19 protein-coding genes are annotated in these 16,522 nt (G+C 64.2%); 7 read left to right on the top strand and 12 right to left on the bottom strand.

What is annotated here, in order from left to right; translation table 11 throughout:
- Positions 1 to 4: 4 nt before the first annotated feature.
- Both WC729_RS03970 and WC729_RS03965 read right to left on the bottom strand, forming a co-directional pair.
- Positions 5 to 646, bottom strand: a complete 642-nt coding sequence (locus WC729_RS03970; protein ID WP_372849755.1) for a hypothetical protein — start codon at positions 644 to 646, stop codon at positions 5 to 7.
- A 111-nt stretch (positions 647 to 757) separates the two neighbouring features.
- Positions 758 to 1,210, bottom strand: a complete 453-nt coding sequence (locus WC729_RS03965; RefSeq protein WP_372849753.1) for a hypothetical protein — start codon at positions 1,208 to 1,210, stop codon at positions 758 to 760.
- Between the two features lie 365 nt (positions 1,211 to 1,575).
- On the opposite strand from WC729_RS03965, the gene WC729_RS03960 reads away from it, so the two are divergent.
- Positions 1,576 to 2,412: an NYN domain-containing protein gene (locus tag WC729_RS03960; RefSeq protein ID WP_372849751.1), complete on the top strand. Its 837-nt coding sequence runs from the start codon at positions 1,576 to 1,578 to the stop codon at positions 2,410 to 2,412.
- Between the two features lie 55 nt (positions 2,413 to 2,467).
- On the opposite strand, the gene WC729_RS03955 is transcribed toward WC729_RS03960, so the two are convergent.
- Positions 2,468 to 3,331, bottom strand: a complete 864-nt coding sequence (locus tag WC729_RS03955) for a fibrinogen-related protein (protein WP_372849749.1) — start codon at positions 3,329 to 3,331, stop codon at positions 2,468 to 2,470.
- A gap of 59 nt (positions 3,332 to 3,390) precedes the next feature.
- Here WC729_RS03955 and WC729_RS03950 point away from each other — a divergent pair, with 59 nt between their 5' ends.
- A complete protein-coding gene (locus WC729_RS03950; RefSeq protein ID WP_372849747.1) occupies positions 3,391 to 3,552 on the top strand; it encodes a hypothetical protein in 162 nt (53 codons plus the stop codon).
- A gap of 26 nt (positions 3,553 to 3,578) precedes the next feature.
- On the opposite strand, the gene WC729_RS03945 is transcribed toward WC729_RS03950, so the two are convergent.
- The 3 genes from WC729_RS03945 to WC729_RS03935 form a co-directional block, all read right to left on the bottom strand.
- Entirely contained in the window at positions 3,579 to 4,328 is a 750-nt protein-coding gene (locus WC729_RS03945; protein ID WP_372849745.1) for a cytidylyltransferase domain-containing protein, read from the bottom strand.
- Between the two features lie 30 nt (positions 4,329 to 4,358).
- A complete protein-coding gene (locus WC729_RS03940; RefSeq protein WP_372849743.1) occupies positions 4,359 to 5,525 on the bottom strand; it encodes a hypothetical protein in 1,167 nt (388 codons plus the stop codon).
- Positions 5,526 to 5,776: 251 nt separating this feature from the next.
- Positions 5,777 to 6,691, bottom strand: coding sequence for an OmpA family protein (locus tag WC729_RS03935; protein ID WP_372850995.1), 915 nt, complete (start codon positions 6,689 to 6,691; stop codon positions 5,777 to 5,779).
- Between the two features lie 407 nt (positions 6,692 to 7,098).
- Between WC729_RS03935 and WC729_RS03930 the strand changes: the two genes are divergently transcribed.
- Positions 7,099 to 8,175 (top strand): LLM class flavin-dependent oxidoreductase, encoded by a 1,077-nt coding sequence (locus WC729_RS03930; protein WP_372849741.1) that lies wholly within the window; start codon positions 7,099 to 7,101, stop codon positions 8,173 to 8,175.
- Positions 8,176 to 8,341: 166 nt separating this feature from the next.
- On the opposite strand, the gene WC729_RS03925 is transcribed toward WC729_RS03930, so the two are convergent.
- Positions 8,342 to 9,166 (bottom strand): sterol desaturase family protein, encoded by an 825-nt coding sequence (locus WC729_RS03925; RefSeq protein ID WP_372849739.1) that lies wholly within the window; start codon positions 9,164 to 9,166, stop codon positions 8,342 to 8,344.
- Between the two features lie 115 nt (positions 9,167 to 9,281).
- Positions 9,282 to 9,731: a hypothetical protein gene (locus WC729_RS03920; protein ID WP_372849737.1), complete on the bottom strand. Its 450-nt coding sequence runs from the start codon at positions 9,729 to 9,731 to the stop codon at positions 9,282 to 9,284.
- Positions 9,732 to 9,850: 119 nt separating this feature from the next.
- Here WC729_RS03920 and WC729_RS03915 point away from each other — a divergent pair, with 119 nt between their 5' ends.
- Both WC729_RS03915 and WC729_RS03910 read left to right on the top strand, forming a co-directional pair.
- Entirely contained in the window at positions 9,851 to 10,387 is a 537-nt protein-coding gene (locus WC729_RS03915) for a hypothetical protein (protein WP_372849735.1), read from the top strand.
- Between the two features lie 179 nt (positions 10,388 to 10,566).
- On the top strand, positions 10,567 to 10,707 hold the full coding sequence (locus tag WC729_RS03910; RefSeq protein ID WP_372849733.1) for a hypothetical protein: 141 nt from the start codon (positions 10,567 to 10,569) through the stop codon (positions 10,705 to 10,707).
- 75 nt (positions 10,708 to 10,782) lie between these two features.
- Here the strand turns inward: WC729_RS03910 and WC729_RS03905 are convergent, their stop codons facing one another.
- Positions 10,783 to 11,727 (bottom strand): hypothetical protein, encoded by a 945-nt coding sequence (locus tag WC729_RS03905; RefSeq protein ID WP_372849731.1) that lies wholly within the window; start codon positions 11,725 to 11,727, stop codon positions 10,783 to 10,785.
- 311 nt (positions 11,728 to 12,038) lie between these two features.
- On the opposite strand from WC729_RS03905, the gene WC729_RS03900 reads away from it, so the two are divergent.
- Positions 12,039 to 13,064, top strand: a complete 1,026-nt coding sequence (locus WC729_RS03900; protein ID WP_372849729.1) for a hypothetical protein — start codon at positions 12,039 to 12,041, stop codon at positions 13,062 to 13,064.
- A 48-nt stretch (positions 13,065 to 13,112) separates the two neighbouring features.
- On the opposite strand, the gene WC729_RS03895 is transcribed toward WC729_RS03900, so the two are convergent.
- Positions 13,113 to 13,616, bottom strand: coding sequence for a hypothetical protein (locus WC729_RS03895; RefSeq protein WP_372849727.1), 504 nt, complete (start codon positions 13,614 to 13,616; stop codon positions 13,113 to 13,115).
- Between the two features lie 200 nt (positions 13,617 to 13,816).
- On the opposite strand from WC729_RS03895, the gene WC729_RS03890 reads away from it, so the two are divergent.
- Positions 13,817 to 14,551 (top strand): hypothetical protein, encoded by a 735-nt coding sequence (locus WC729_RS03890; RefSeq protein WP_372849725.1) that lies wholly within the window; start codon positions 13,817 to 13,819, stop codon positions 14,549 to 14,551.
- Positions 14,552 to 14,640: 89 nt separating this feature from the next.
- On the opposite strand, the gene WC729_RS03885 is transcribed toward WC729_RS03890, so the two are convergent.
- Positions 14,641 to 16,002, bottom strand: a complete 1,362-nt coding sequence (locus WC729_RS03885) for a PLP-dependent aminotransferase family protein (protein ID WP_372849723.1) — start codon at positions 16,000 to 16,002, stop codon at positions 14,641 to 14,643.
- Positions 15,995 to 16,435 carry a DUF983 domain-containing protein gene (locus WC729_RS03880; protein WP_372849721.1) on the bottom strand — a complete coding sequence of 147 codons (441 nt, stop codon included), beginning with the start codon at positions 16,433 to 16,435 and terminating at the stop codon, positions 15,995 to 15,997. The genes WC729_RS03885 and WC729_RS03880 overlap by 8 nt, the downstream gene beginning before the upstream one ends.
- Positions 16,436 to 16,522 lie beyond the last annotated feature (87 nt).

Genomic DNA, 16,522 nt, shown 5'->3' with positions numbered 1-16,522 from the left:
GGGCTCAACGCGGAAAGGACGGGTCGGAGACGAGGTTGTTCGCGCCGCGCTCCAGCGCCTGGCGGACAAGGACCTTTACCGCCTCATCGACCTTCGCATATTCCGTGCCCGGGATCTCGACGTCCTTCTTGCCATATTTCCCGTACAGCTCGTGCGTCACCTCGGTATGGATCGGTGCGGCACCGGTCGCCGCGACATAGTCGAAGCTGACCACATAATGGTCGACGGTGACGACGCCACCGAACAGGCCGAAACCGAGGCCGGCGCCAAAGGCCTGTTTCTTGGCCTTGTCGAGATCTTCCTTGATCACCACATTGTTGAACTTGATGCTGATCACCGCCCCGTCGGCGGTCGGTGTCTCGACCACCTCGCTGAAGTCGCCGGTCTTCTTCAGGTCTTCGATGGCCCACAGCTTGACCGTCTTGGTCGCCTTGGCGTTGACCTTGCCATTGCGCTGGAACTCGAAGAGGATCTGCACCGGCTTCGGCGTGGCGGGGGTGACTTTTTCCTCGGGCTTCACCTCGCCAAGGGCATTCGCGACGTAGAATTTCATCGCCTGCGCCGCCTGCGGCGACAGGAACACGGCAAACAGCGCAACCGCGATGGCGATCAGCACCAGATACGGCCTGCGACCCTGTAAAATCATCTTTCCCTCCCCCGAACTTTGCGATGCTTGTGCCAATAGGAGCGGGGTGCTGCAAGTATGTTACGATGCCGATACCAGTTTCCGGATGCGCCCGACCCGATCTTTTAAAGCCTAACTGTCGAACCGAAGCGCCCGGTTATCCCCGCCCCAGAAACGATACAGCTTGTCCCACCACTTCCGCGTCTCCGGCCGCAGCCAACGCTCGAAATCCGAGGCCCGGACGCCTTTGCGCGTCTTGTAACGACGGTCGTCGCCACCAAGTTGGTTCTGGAGCGACTCAAGCAAACCGATACTCGCCGCTTCGCTCACATATGCGTCCCCCTCGACATGCCATCGCTCGACCACGTCGAACACGGCGTCGAACCCGTCGGTATCGCCCGCACCGAGCCGTTGGATGAGGTGCTCTGCGAGAGAATCCTGCGCCAGATAGAGCGGCAGCCCATCCTCTTTCGTCTCTTCCTCTTCGGACCATTCTGCGAGAAACGCATCCCACCGGGAGCGGAATGACGGGTCCGCTACGAGCAACAGCTCAAACATTTCCGAGCGGGTAATGAGTGTCGGCATGATCGATCTCTATGGCGGCATTCACGATCCGTCGAGAAGCGCGCGGAATTGCGGGTTTACGATACCACACGCTCCAACCCATTTCTTGTTCGGCGCGCCCGCCGACCCGGGCGGCCTGGTCGAGCGTCTGCGTAAGGCAAATGGCGCGCGTCGCCGACAGGCAGGTGCCCTATGTCCCGGACTGATCGTCCGGCACGGACCGGCACGCCGCTCCATCCGCAGGCACTACCGCAATCCCGGCAACCCTATGCTACCCTCATCCCGCACCGGCGACTCAACCCGCCGCCACCACGCCATCACGATAGCGCCCGCACATCGCGCCGCGCCCCACGACCCCGGCCACCGCGCCGACAGGAAAGAAAACAATGGAAGACTACCAACCCACCACCCCTGCCCCCAATCGCCGCATCGCGCTGCTGATCGACGCCGACAATGTCTCGCACACCAAGATTGCGCTGATCCTGGCCGAGCTCTCCAAATACGGCACTGCCAATATCCGCCGCGCCTATGGCGACTGGGGCAGCGCCGGCCTGAAGGGCTGGAAGGAGAAGCTGCACGCCTTCGCCATCCGCCCGATCCAGCAGTTCAGCTATTCCACCGGCAAGAACGCGACCGACATCGCCCTCGTCATCGACGCGATGGAGCTGCTCTACACCCAGAAGCTCGACGGCTTCTGCATCGCGTCCAGCGACGCGGATTTCACGCCCCTGGTCATGCAGCTCAAGGCGAACGGCCACGACGTCTATGGCTTTGGCGAGCGCAAGACGCCGGATCCGTTCGTCAACGCCTGCACGACCTTCCTCTATCTCGACAGCCTCGCTGATCCCGCCGCACCGGCCCCCGCCGCCCCGCCCGCCGAAAAGGGCAAGGACAGCAAGACCGCCGGCACCGGCGCAAAGTCAAAGGCCGAGGCGCCCCCGCCGAAATCGCCGGGCAAGGTCCTCGCCCAGGATGCGACCCTCGTCACCATCCTGCGCGGCGCGGTGGAGGCGGCCGCCTGGGACGACGGCTGGGCCTCGATGCCCGCGGCCGGCAGCGCAGCGAAACGCCAGGCCTCGATCGATCCGCGCAACTACGGCATGCGCAATTTCCCCGAGCTGTTCGAGGCGATCGGCCTGTTCGACATCTACAAGGGCGAGGGCGGCCACAGCTTCGTCGCCGACAAGCGCAACAAGGACAAGGCACCGCGGCCGTCGCGGTGAGGCGGATGGGGGCTACGGTGGCAGTTCGCCGTCCGGCAGCCGCAGCGCGTCCCGATCAGCGGATATAGAGCCATCCGTTCCCGGCGCCCGTCCCATCGGCTTCGCCCCATTTCGACGCCATGCCCTTCCAGTAAGCGCCGTTGGACTGCCCGCCATCGGCAAGCTCGCCCCCGCCCGAGATCGAGCCGCTCCAGCAGGAATGATACCACCATGGCGCGCCGCCGCCATAAAGGCTCGCGCATGATCCCGGATATTTGTCGTTGTCCTGGTCGATCGTCGACCAGCGATTGCCGCCCTGGTTGGTAAAGAGTTCGGGAAGCTCGGTCGTTCCCGCTATCCCTTTGCAGGACGCTTGCTTGAAGGTGATCATCCAGCCGTCCGTCGGGACGAGGTCGAATTGGCAGCCCGCCTGCCGATCGACCTGATTCAGATCCCCGTAATTGTGCGCCCAGACATACGCCATTTCACGCCGCTTGCCTGCATCGATGATCCGCCGCCACCAGCGCAACCCAGTGAAAACTTCGAAGGATTGAAGGTCCTGCGAAGCCTGGGTGATCATCGCACCGCGGTAGCGGGGCAGGGTTTCGATCGACGCGCCCCAGTGGAGATCGGAGACGAGTTTGCCCCTGCCGCCGCGCAGGTTGCTCCACACCAGCGTCCAGCCCCCCTTGAGGTTGTCGAACGTGGTGTCGTTGTTGCAATACATCAGCACCTGGTGCTCGTCGTCGAGCGTCACCCAGTAGAAGCCGGACTTCGCGTTTTGCTTGCCGGCCATTGAGCCGCAACTTTGATTGAGCGGACTCGCACGCGTGTTCAGCGCTTCGCGCGGTACCGATTTGGTCTCGGGTGCTGCCGGCACCTGCGCCTCGGCAACGGAGCAGATGAGCAACGCGCAGAGTGGAGCGATTGTCCTGAGCATGACGATTCCTTTCCCGGTCGGAAGCAGAAAAGTAGCGCGTCATCTCACCCGGCCTCGTGATGGCCGTCACGCCCGCAATCGGGAATTACGGCGCGGTGCGCCAATGGGTACCCGTTCCAGCCTCAGTCATCGAACCGAAGCGCGCGGTCATCCCCTCCCAGAAGCGATACAGCTTCTCCCACCGCGCCGCGCTCGATTCAACCGCGCGCGCCACGCGCTAGAAGCCGGCATGCGCATCCACCCAACCTCACACCGCGATCGGCAGGGGAAAGGCGTCCCGGCTCCAGTCGATCAGCGTGGTCGGGTCGACCGCGTCGAGCCCGTCCTCGGCATAGACCGCGTGCAGCGCGCGCGCGATCCGGTAATCCTCGATATAGTCGATATCGACCCCGGCCAGCTTGGACAGCTGCTCCATCACCGGCTTGTCCCCGATGAAATATTCGCGCTGCAGGATATCGCGCCTGGCGCACATATACAGGCTGTTGGTCACCTTGAACCAGTCGGGCAGCTCCTGCGAGATCGTGTGGTCGCGCGTGGCGCGGTAGTTGAGCGATCGGCCCTCCGCCCAGAAATATTCCTTGAGCAGGTTCACGCCCACCAGCGAGTCATGGTCCCCCAGGATCACCTGATCGTGATAGGTGCGGAACGCGTTCAGATATTCCTGCGGCGCCATCAGCGGGCACACCACGGTGCTCCAGGCGATATGCTCGTGCGGGATGTCGCGGACGATGCCGGTGATGACGTCGCGGAACGGCGCGACATGGTCGATCGCCAGCCGCATCGGGCGCTTGTGCCGCGACACGCCGAAGCGATCGGCGAGCGCGAGGAATTCATCGTCCTCCGAACTCAGATAGATCCGCGCTGGGTCGATCACCGTAACGAGCTGGCGCAGCTTCCACTCGATCAGGGACGCGGCATCGCCGAACGGCAGCATCGATTTGTTGGCGATGCGCGAGCTGCCCTTGCGGACGGGCACGACGACGGCAAGATCATACATGAGATGGCCTTTCGGTGGGATTGGGTCCGGTCACGCGGCCGCCCGCAGCGGGAGCCGGGGCAGGCGGGCGGCGCCGGCTTGCCAGCGCGCCTCGTTGACGGAGTTGGCGACGCGGTCGATCAGGTCGGCGGCGGTCAGGCCGGGCGTGGCCGGGTCGAACACATGGTCGATCAGGTGGAGCGCGAACCAGCTCAGCGCATCCGCCGGATCGGCGGCGCGCGCCGTGCCCGCGTCGATCGCGGCGGCAAAGGGGTCGAACGCGTCATAGGCGTTCATCCAGCCGCCGGTGCGGAAGCGCGACAGCCGCAGCATCGGCGTCCCGAAAAAGGCGCAGCCGCCAAAGCTCTTGGAATTACCGACGATCATGCCGTCGCAATAGCGCGCCAGCTTCATCGTCGCGCCGCCGGGCCCGTCGATCGCCGGCACCATCCGGACTTTGCCGCCATGCGTCGCGATCGCCGCGTGCAACGGCGCATTGTCGCAATGCACTTCGTTCAGCGGATGGTTGGTCACGGCGAGGATCGTGTCGTCGTCGATCCGGTCGGCGATCTCGTCGATCAGGGCGATGTTGCTCGGGAAGCTGTAATGCTGCGCGAAGAACATCTCCTCATGCTCGTACTCGAGCGGCAGGCCGATCAGCTTCCTGCCCTGCGGCAGCCCGGCGCGCGCCAGGAAGGCGTCGCGATCGGGCGGGCCGAACCGCGCATGCGCGTCGTCCCACCAAGGTCGGAACAGCGCATCGATCCGCGCGCGGGCGGCGGGCTCGATCGGCGGCATCATGGCATGGTCGAACAGGGTGTCCGGCAGCCACACCGTCGCCGGGTCGGTGGCGAAGGGCGGGGCGGCGCCTTCCATGATGAAGCGGACGATGCCGGGGAAAAGGGCAGGGGTGGCCAGGTCGGCGCTGCGGCACAAGGTCAGGTCGGCGCCGATATCGTTGACCAGCGCGATCAGGTCGGCCTCGTCGGCGGCGGAGGTGCGGAGCCTGGGATGATCCTCCCCGTCGAGGATATACCAGTCGACCGTCTCCAGGTCGGCGCAGCGTGCGAGCTGCCCGGCACCGATCCCGGTCCCGCGCCACATCGGCGGCACGAGCACGCTGACCTTCGCGTCGCGCGCCATGATCCGGATGATCGGCGCGACGATCGCATCGAACCACCAGGGGGTCACGACCGGCAGATAGAAAAGAACGTGCATGGCTTCCCGATCGGCGACGGCGATTGTCGGCATTGCTGGGCCGTCGCTGGCGTCGTTGTGGAAGTGCCATGGTTAAGATCGCGCTAACCGTATCGGCGCGCGCGCGGCCCTCCGCCGCGATCCGCCCTCTTCTCTACGGGAAACAAAGGACCTCGGACCGGGAGCGGACTGCCGCTCCCGGCCCGGTGCAGAGATACGGTGCGACGTCCGCTTGCCCGATGGCGGGGCAAGCGAAGCCGCTCCCGCGCACGTCACATGACGTCGACGCTCTTGCTGACCAGGATATTCACCGCAACGCGGCGGTTCTGCGCCTTGCCTTCTTCGGTGTCGTTGCTCGCCAGCGGATCCGCCGTGGCCATCCCGGTCGGGGTCAGCATCCGATAGGGTTTCCAGCCGCACTTCTGCTGGAGATAATTGATGACGCGGTTGGCGCGCTTTTCGCTGAGCGCCTGATTGAGGTCGTCGCTGCCGGTCGAATCGGTGTAGCCGACCACCAGGATCAGGGCATTCTCCGTTGCCTCGGCGGTGGTTGCCGTCGAGCAGAGCTGGGCTCTATCCTCGGCGGACAGTTCCGACTTGCCGGTATCGAAGTGCACATTGGTGGTGCCCTTGATATTATATTTGTCGATATCGCCCAGGCGGCCGCGCAACGACTCCGTTGCCGCGGTCTGTTCCTCGAAGCGCTGGTCCGTCGCGTTGCGGATCATCGTCGCGGTCTTGAGGTCGTTCTTCCGGAAAGTGATCTGGCTTGCGACCAGCTCAGCGCCCGGCTGCCCGTCACCCGCCTGCAACGTCTTGACGGTAACCGGCATCCCGTTGAGCAGCGCGTCCGCGCCAAGCTTGCTATTGCCGCTGAACAGGCCGCCTCCGGCCTTGATCCGCGTGGTATCGTTGACGGCGATGATCACGCTGCTGCCGTCGGCGGTTTTGACTTTCAGCTTGTCGGCATTGCGCGCGGCGATGACGCCCTTGACCTCGGGCCCAGGGGTCAACGCAGCCGGAGTGCCATAAACGACGACATTGGATTCGGGCGAGCTCTGCTGCTGCTCTTGCTGCGGCTGCGGCTGCGGCTGTTGTTGTTCCTGCGCGGACACGATGCCCGTCACGGACACGGCCAGCGCGGCAACCAGGAAGCGCGTTCCCGGCCTTTTTGAAATGACACGCATGAGGCAATCTCCTTTGAATTGCCCCCCCGCGGCCTTGCGTGTCACGCCAAGCTGTCTCGCAGATGAACAAGCCCGGGAAAGTCGTTGGCCGAGCGGTTGGGTCGAGCGCACCGTGCGACGAACCGACATGGCCCGCGCTGCCAGCCGGCGATTTCCCACCGGGCGAATGGCCGATTCTGCCAGAAGCAAAGCTTCGTGCCGGCCCGGAACCACCGGCATTGGGCCGTTAGCGGCCTGATGACGGCGCCCGCCCCGCCGACCTGATCTCGGGTCGTGGTGCGTGCCCATGGAGCAGCACCCTGCGCGGCACCACGCATCCCATCTTTATCGCCCCGAATATCAACCCCGTTGCGCTCCAGCATCTTAATTCCTATCGGATAGATAGGAATAACCCGGCAAGGTGAGTCATGAGCAGCGATTCCGAATTCCTCTGGTACATCCCCAATCAAATCGGCACCGGCCATCGCGGCGACACAACGCCGGCGGGCGCCAACAGCCTCGACATATTGACCACCCACGCCAAAGCGCTCGAGGACCATGGCTGGAAGGGCGCGCTGCTCGGCACTGGCTGGGGGCGGCCCGATACCTTCACCCTCGCCACCGCGCTCACCGCGCGCACCACCAGCTTCGAGCCGCTGATCGCGATCCGCCCGGGCTATTGGCGTCCGGCCAATTTCGCTTCGGCCGCGGCGACGCTCGACGATCTGAGCGGCGGCCGCGTGCGCATCAACATCGTGTCGGGCCAGGACAATCTCGCCGCGTACGGCGACAGCGAGGGCGATCAGGCGCAGCGCTATGCCCGCACCAAGGAGTTCATGCAGCTCGTCCGCCGGCTCTGGACCGAAGAGAATGTCACTTTTGCCGGCGAGCACTTCCAGGTCACTGGCTCGACCGTGATCCCGCGCCTCCAGGCCCGCGGCGACCGGCGCCATCCCCGCTTCTATTTCGGCGGGGCCTCCGCCGCGGCCGAGCGGGTCGCCGCCACCGAGGCCGACGTCCAGCTCTTCTGGGGCGAGCCGCTCGACGGCGTGCGCGAACGGATCGAGCGGCTGAAGGCGCTGGGCCGGGATCTCGACCGCAATCTGCCGCCGCTCGAATTCGGCCTGCGCATCACCACGCTGGTGCGCGACACCACCGAACAGGCCTGGGCCGATGCCGAGGCCAAGGTCGCCGAAATGGCGAAGGGCGAGGGCAGGGGCTGGAACGACCACCGCACCTGGGTCGCGACGGGCCAGCAGCGCCTGCTCGATCTCCATGCGCGCGGCGAAGTGCTCGACGACAATCTCTACACCACGCCCGGCAAGTTCGGCGGCGGCGGTGCCGGCACGACCTGGCTGGTCGGCTCGGCGGCCGACGTCGCTGCCTCGCTGCGCAAATATGAAGCGCTCGGCATCACCCATTTCGTGCTGTCGGACACGCCCTATCTCTCCGAGATCCGGCGCCAAGGCGACCAGCTCCTGCCGCTGCTGCGCGGCCCGGCATGACGGGGAGGCGCCGGAAATGTCAGTGCGGACTGACATTTCCGGCTGCGCGGGCGCTGAAGCGCCAAGCTAAATATTTGAAATAGAATGGTATTATAACGTCGTCGCGACGACGACCCGCAAAATGTCAGCAACCCTCATGACATTTCCAACATCGCTCCAGCGGGATTCACTGTACCAGCGCGGACTCCGCTGCCGCATCCGGACCGCCGCGCCGGAACCTGATCGGCAGGTCGATCCAGCCCCGCAGGCTCCGCGGTTGATCGATCTCCGCCAGGCCCGTCGCGGGCCACTCGCTCCTGGCGGGGAACCATGCCGTTCCGAACAGGCGATCCCACAAGGTCGTGAACGCCCCGAAATTCTTGTCGAAATGCTTCTCTTCGAGCGAATGATGGATCCGATGAAACCGGTTGTCGCAAAAGAACACGCGCAACGGGCCGAGGTTGATGCTGGTCGGCGAGTGGATGAAGGTCGCCTGAAGATGGAGGATGATCAGCATCGCCGGGACAGTGGGGCCGGTATCGGTCACGATCAGGCTCACCGGCAGCAGCAGGAACACCGCCTGGAAAATCGGCTCGCTGACATGGTGGTATGAATTGGCCGCGTTCAATTCCCGGATCGAATGATGCACCGCATGAAACCGCCAGGCGAAGGCGTGCTGCGCCCGATGGAACCAGTAGAAGAAGAAGTCATAGACCAGCGCCGCCGCGATCGGCGCCACGACGATCGCCGCGATTCCTGTCCAGTCGAACGACATGGGCACGGTGAGGAGCGGCCTGATGCCGATCGCTACCCAGAGCGCGTGGAACAGCTTGAAGATCACCATGCTGATGGGCACGTACAACGCCCATATCCCAAGGCCGGTCAATCGCTGGTGAAGCGACTGCTTCTCGCGCGGAAACAGCAGTTCGACCGCCGTCATCAGCGACAGGCTGAACGCGCTCACAATGGCGACCGGGCGCGCTTCGGCCCATATTTCAGCAAACAGCGTCACCCGACCGCCCTATTCCGTCGCGCGATACGAAAGGGTTAATTCGCCAGGAGAATGGCGAAACTCGGGAACACTATACTAAGGCTGAACCGCTCGTTGGCACCGGCTGGTCACCCCCTCAGCAACCGCACTCGATCTTCACTGCCTGAGGCTGGCACTCGCGCGGGCATTTCACCGCGATCGCGCGACGGATCGACAGCATCTCGGAATAATGGCGTCGGCAGATCGCCTCATACACCCGCACCAGCCGCCGCAGCCGCACGATCCTGATGCCCCAGACGAACAGCGACAGCAGCAGCAGGAAGCTCGTCACCGTCAGCGCCGCGCAGGCGATCGGCGGCAAATGAAGCGCCGCGCACGCCATCGCGCTGGCGGCCACCGCGAGCCACAGCGAGAACAGGATCCAGTAATCGTGCCGCGCGGCCTTCCACACGTCGCAATGGAGCCGCAGCACCAGTTCGGCGTCCTGGGCCGTGAACGTCTTGTCCCAATAGTCGTCGATCAGCGATTTGCAGGGTTCTTCGTCGCAAGCCGACATGGTCGCCTCCCGCTTCTTCGCGGCGAACATAGCATATCCATCGTGCCTCTGCCCCCGAACATTACGGAAAGTTCATTCGCCACCCGATCGCGGCGATCCTAGACAGGGCACCCGGGAATCCTCTGGTCAGGGCGGATAGGATGGTCGCGATGGCGATGGCGATGGCGATGGCGGCGGCAGTGGCGGTCCCGGATTCGGCTCGCGCGATGACGGCAGCATATGAGTCCCTGTGCATGGCGGGGGATCAGTCGCCCCAGGCTGTTCTCGCCCTTGCCGATCGCAGCGGCTGGCGTCGCAGCGGGGCGGATGCGCCGAAGAATTTCGATCCGGCCTTCGATCGGCTCATCCGGGCTGGCGACGCGACGCTCATGCTGGATGTCCGCGACAGCGTGTCGCTCGGCGAACGCCGGACGATCTGCGGCATTTCCACCGCATCGCCCCAGCCGGCGCTCATCGCGGATGTCCAGGCAATGCTGGGCGTCGCCCCGACCTACCATGTCGCAGCCTCGGCAACCTTCTTTGCGGTGCGCGAGAACGGCACATGGAAGGACGGCTCGAAGCTGACCCGCGCGGAGTTCACGGTGGCCAAGGCCGCAGGCACATTCTACAGCGTGGTGGTTGGCGGCACCGATCACGATACGACGCTCTTCTCGTTGCGGGTCCGGCCAGATCGACCAGTCCCTTGATCTCGATCAGCGACATAAGTCCCGGTCGCACGGCCCGGCACACGCGTTCAGTCCGCTCCCGCAATCGAGGAGTCTTCCATGACTGACACCAGCCACGATGTCCGCACGCTCAACGGCCTGATCGCCACGACGCTCGACAGCGTCGACGGCTATGCCGAGGCAGCGAAGGACGCCGGGGAATGACCGCCACGTGCAGATGTTCAGGCCGCGCCACCGAGCGTCGCCGGGTCGTTTCTGCCCTCCAGACCGCTTACGGCTCGGTCCGCGCCGGCCATGACGAGATGCGCGATTTCAAGCACGCCCTCCAGGGCATCAACTAGGTGCTTCGGCGGCGGCGCGGTTCATGTCCGCGCCGCCGTCGATCCTTCACGGGCCGGCTGGCGGGTCGATGAGTGCTATGGCTTGGCGTTCTCCGGCTTTTTCAACATCAAGCTGATCCACTCGGTGATCTTCTCGGGCGGGATTGTCGCACTGACGTTTATCCGCGCGGCCAATTGACCTCCCTGGTTATAGAATGTTGCGTCCTTGACGATCGGGTTCATCGCGGAAAATTCTTCCGGAATCGCCTTGAGCAATGAATCGGGGGCGATCGCCTTGTTGATGGCTTTCCTCGCTTCCTCGTTCACATCGATGTTTGCCAGGGACAATATCCCTTTGGTGATGAAGACATACTGTCCCTTCAAATTGACGCTGGGTTGCCCGAGTACGATGCCGATTGTTCTGTCGTCGAGTTTCCTGAAGTAGATCGGGAGTGTCGCGTCGAAAGGTTGTGAAGCGGTCTTGTTCTTTATCGGGCTGCCTGGCCAGGTTATCAGCACAGGGACTTTTGTCTTGATACCAAATCCGATATTTTTCACCTGCCACTCTATTTTGGTGTTGGGAATGGGGTTCTCGAAGCAGCTCCAGATATCGACCTTCCCGCCTATCGCCATAAGCGCGTGATCGCCCTCGGCTCTCAAGTCCCTGTTGGGTAGGGAGACCACGAGATTGTCCAATTTGTAGCTGCCGCAATTGTCTTTGGGCAGCGGCATGGCTCCCAATATTTCCGGGAATTTTTGCTGCAAATCGCTCAGGTCCACTTCGAGCCTTGATTCGAGCGAGAGGCCTTCCTTTTTGGACACCACCTTGAAGTAGTTGTTCACGGTCACCCGCACCATTGTTCCGTTGACATCCTGGTCCTGGGAGATCGGTCCGATCAGGAACTCGGTTGGCTCTGCGGAAGGACTGGGCGTCGTTGCTGCCGGGCTGGCCTGAGGGGAGGGTGCCTGCCCCGTCGCCGCCACGGGCAGCATCAGCGCCACGGTCGCGGCCGCGAATGTCAGTTTATGCCTTCTGGTCATGTCGACTCTCCCTTCAGTGAGGAGGGCAGCGTAATTCCCCGCGACAGGTGGTCCGCGTGACGCCCGTCACGCCCCCCGCCCATATCCGGTCGCTAGGTCGATCCCTGGAAAAGGGAGGCGATCATGATGCGCTGACGAACATGTGCGCCGATGCCGGAGCCCCGATCCGGTTGAGAGGTGCGGATTCGGGAATTCCTGCCCGATACGCCGGCTTGCAGTCAGGCGAATGAGCAGGATCTGGTCAATTTCTTGTGCTGAGCGGTGGCTCGGAGAGGGTGGATTCCATGATACAGACATGCCTTGCAATATTGATGGCGATTCAGAGTTCGGGTTCCTTCGAGGAGCTTTCCGCCGCGCAGAACCCGTGTCCCGTGGACGAAACGGCCATGACGGCACGTTCGGACGCGATCGCGAAGACGTATGAGCAGCGGTTCGCGGAACTCGCTGCTCAGGTGCAACAGGAAGCGAAACAGATAACCGATGATGCGCCCAAGCCCAGTGCTGCTGGAACAGCTGTTGGGGTCGACGTGGAGATTGGATCGAAAAAGCACACGATTGTCATCGATCTCCCGCAATTCACGATGAGAGATCAGGATTTTGTCTTTTCCATTCCCGAGATGGCAAGTCGTCGGCAGGAATGGAAGTACAAGATTCCTGCGTCCAGGATGGTGACGAAGTGCGTGGACGGCCCGCCGGAAATCATATGCCCCACAAAGATGCGGTGCGTATTTGGCATCTGCACCAAGGTGCCCGATGGGCCGTGCCGAACGAGGCGGGGGACCATTTGTACCGATGTGCCAGAGTTCTACATGAACGAAGTGACCACGGTGCTGGATGTCCCGGAAGCGACGATGAAGCGTCGCACCTATACGACCAAGGTGCCGCAGGTAAGAATGACGAGGCGAGAGCTGAGTTTCAATATCCCCACCGTAACCGTGAGCAATGTACGGGCCGAGCTCAGACAGGTCAAAGAGCGGTCCGACGAGTTGGCGGCGATGTCGTCCGAGAAGGGGCAGGGGCTGGCTCAGGCAATGCAGGCCGAGATCGACCAGGGGAACGCTGCTGCCATTTCCGACCAGTTCGAATGCAGCAGGAACCATCTCAATTCGGTATTGCAGGCAGGCCTGACCTATTTCGACAATCAGATAGCCATATTTACGGCGGGGCGCGACAAGGCGCTGGAAGTCGGCGCCAGCGCGATCGCTAGCCAGAACGATACGACGATCGCACAACTTGTCGCCGCAAGGAACACGTTCGCTGACGAAACTCGCGTCGCGATCTCCAAGCTGGCGCCAGTCGAGCGTCAACAGATAAACGAGGTCCTGGCTGCCTCCTGAAATCAAGTGTCGCGGCCGTGAGCTACTCAGTATCTGCTCACGGCCGCCTTACCCCCGACACCCCTTCGCCCGCTGCAACCCGCGCAGGAAACCACGGCGCGCAAAGCCGGCATCGAACGCCGCATTCAGCCGACGCTCGGCCGGCCCCGCGCCGCTCACCTCGCGGACGAGCCCGCGGAACGGGATCAGCGAATTCACCACCGCCGCCCCGCCTGCCTTGGCGATGTTGCGCTTCTTCGCCGGGGCCTCATCGTCATAATCCGGCCCGAGCACCCCGGTCAGCGCCGCGATCGAGCTGCCGATCTGCCGGCAATTGCCGGCGCCGCGCAGGGCATAGGGATCCTTGCTCACCTCGATCAGCAGCGGCGGGATCTTGGTCTTCTCGATCCCCACGTCGCGCGCGGGCTGCGAGACGATCTGTCCGGCTTCCTGGCCAGTCGATTTCTTCTGCTCGGCCTGGCCCGCACCGGCCGGTGTCGCGATTCCTGCGGCAGAAACCGCTACCAGCACGGCCAGCGCCGCGGGCAGGATCAATGATGTCCGTATCGTCATCGGCACAAGACTCCCTATGGGTGAGATCGAGGCGTCTTCGCCTCCGGCCCCCGAACGATCGATACACCCACGTGGCGCCGGCCAGGAAGAAATATAGTGCTCCCGGCGCGCACGATGCAGTCCCATACCCCCGCCAGGCTGACCCCTTGAGCAAAGCCCCCGGCTGGCCTTAGGATACCAAAACTCCGGGAGGCAGAGCATTGCGGCACATATCCATCGCGACGCTGATCGCCACCATCGCGATTGTCGCGCCGGTTGCTGCAACGGCAGCGCCGCCGGCCGTGCCGGAGCTGTCGCGCGCCGAACAGCTTGAGGTGATGGCGGATTATTTCCTCCCGCGCGCGATCGCCGATGTCTCGCGCGAGATATGCAATACCGGCTATCGGACCCGGCTGACGGGCGATCCCGAGATGGCGGCGCCAGAGAAGGATATGCCCGGCCTGATCGATCGCATGGTCGCCACGGCATCGGCGCAGTGCGATCGGGAGCTGCCGCTGCTGCTGGACCGCCATCGCGAGGCCGTCAGGGCTTATTGGGCGAAGGAGGTCACCCCGCAACAACTGGCGCGGGTCGCCGCCGCGCTGGCGCCGTCGGCTCTCGCAGCGCGGGAGGTGAAGGTCGAGGTCCGTCCCGGCGATACGCTGGAGCAGATTCAGGATCGTACGCGACGCGCCACTGCGGAAAAGCGCGCGCAGCTCGAGCGGTCGACGCCGGCTCCTGTCGTCGCGCCCGGCGACGAGACGCTGGCGGCCCGGGTCAAGACCTATGGAGCCACGTCGCAAAAGGACCTCGACAGCGATCCGCACGGGACGAATGTCATTATCGATGAGGCCATGCGTGCCTCGATCCATGCCGCCAACCTCTATGTGCATGAAAAAGGTTTCAGCGATATCTTCGGCGAGCCGCCGGCGCCTTCAGGCACCGTAGCAAAATAATATAGATATATCAATATATTGTCTTTTTGCGAGAAGGGGTCGGCCAGGCGAGAACCCATCCCCGCCCGACCGGCCGTGCCAAAACCATTTCAGACCAGCGGCGTCGCCTTGCCGATCGGCTGCGAGAGATGGCCGTGCAGCACGCGCAGCGCCCGCGCCAGTCGCTCCCGGTCGAGCAGCCCGCCCAGCGACACCCGCACCGCCCCGGTGTCGTTGTCGCCGACCGCGAAGCTGCCGGCTCCCACCACCGACAGTCCGTGCGGCCGCATCGCCGCGGCCAGGTCGTCGGCACGAAGATGGCCGGGCAGGGGGAGCCACAGATGATAGCCCTCGGCCGACCGCGCGCCCGCCAGGTCGCCGAGTAGGCTCTCGGCCAGCGCCTGCCGCCAGGCGATCTCGCCGCGCATCGCGCTGACCAGCCGCTCGAACATCCCGTCGCCGATCCACCGGCTCACCATCGCGGCGTTGAGCGGCGGCGCCATGATCGCGGTCTCGTGCACATCGGTCGCGAGGCGGATCGCGCTGCCCACGCTCGGCGTCCGCACAAAGGCGACCCGCAACGCCGGCGTCACGATCTTGGACAGGCTCGCGACATACCAGCAGTGCTCCGGCGCGAAGGCGGCGATCGGCGGAATCGGATCACTGGCGAGCAGCCCATAGGCATCGTCCTCGATCACCTGCAGGGCGTGGTGCCGCACCACCCCGGCGATCGCTGCGCGCTCGGCCTCGCTGACGGTCGAGGCGGTCGGATTGTCGTTGGTCGGCACGACATAGAGCGCGCGCACCGGATGTACGCGGCACGCCGCCTCGAGTGTCGCGGCGTCGATCGCCTCGAGCGGCAGCAGGGTCAGGCCCAGCCGCTCGGCCAGCGCCTTGAAGCCGGGATAGATGAACCGCCCGCACGCAACCACGTCGCCAGCGCCAAGCGTGGAGGTCAGGATCGCATGCAGCGCATTCTGTCCGCCTGCCGTCACGATCACCTGCTCCTCGCCGCTCGGCAGCCCGCGCCGGGTCAGCAGCGCGGCGCCGGCCGCGCGATCCTGCTCGGCACCGCCCGCCGGCGCATATTGCAGCCACGCCATCTCCGATCCGGCGAGCAAAGCGGCGGACGTTTCGTTGATCGCCCGGCTCAGCAGTCCGCCGGAGATCTCCGGTGGCATGTTCATGCCCGTATCGACCAGGGGCGGCGGCACGATCGGCTCGTGCGTGGCAGCGACGAAGCTGCCCGCCCGGCCCCGCGCCTCGATCAGCCCGCGCAGCCGCGCGGCGTCATAGGCCTTGGTCACCGTGGTCAGGTCGACGCCCAGCTTCGCCGCCACCTCGCGCTGCGGCGGCAGGCGATCGCCCCGGCGCAAATCCCCGCGGACGATCGCCGCGTCGAGTGCGTCGGCGATCGCCTGATATTTGGTGCCGGTGCTCTGCGTGAGGTCGGGAAGCCACCCGTCAGTCATCGAAATTCCCGGCTCCCTCCTCCGGCGTGCGGCCGTGCAACTTGTCCCACAAGGCGCCGGTGCCCGCTTCCTGCGCCCTGTTTACATATTGCGAGGCGACCAGCCATCCCTTGATCGGCCGAAGCGGCAACAGGCACCCGAGCAGCATCGCCGGCACCGATGTCACCAGATGCACCCAGAGCGGCGGATTATACGCCACCTCGATCCATACCAGCAGGAAGGTCAGCGGGAAGGCGACGATACATAGCGAGAAGAAGGCGGGGCCGTCGTCGGGCGCGGCGAAGCGGTAATCGAGCCCGCACACTTCGCATTCCTTCGTCACCTTCAGCCAGGACGTGAACATGTGCCCCTTGCCGCAGCGCGGGCAAAGCCCCTTCCATCCCGCCTTCAGGATCCAGCGGAACTTGTCGCCGTCATTCTCGAACCGCATCATTATGCATGCTTTCTGTAACCGTACAATAAGCCATACATAATAGGAGTCGCGTCGGGAATCCAGTGCCCCGATGCTCCTTCGAGCTGC

Source organism: Sphingomonas sp. (genome assembly GCF_041661825.1).
Lineage (GTDB): Bacteria > Pseudomonadota > Alphaproteobacteria > Sphingomonadales > Sphingomonadaceae > Sphingomonas.
This window is presented reverse-complemented; position numbering and strand designations above follow the sequence as displayed.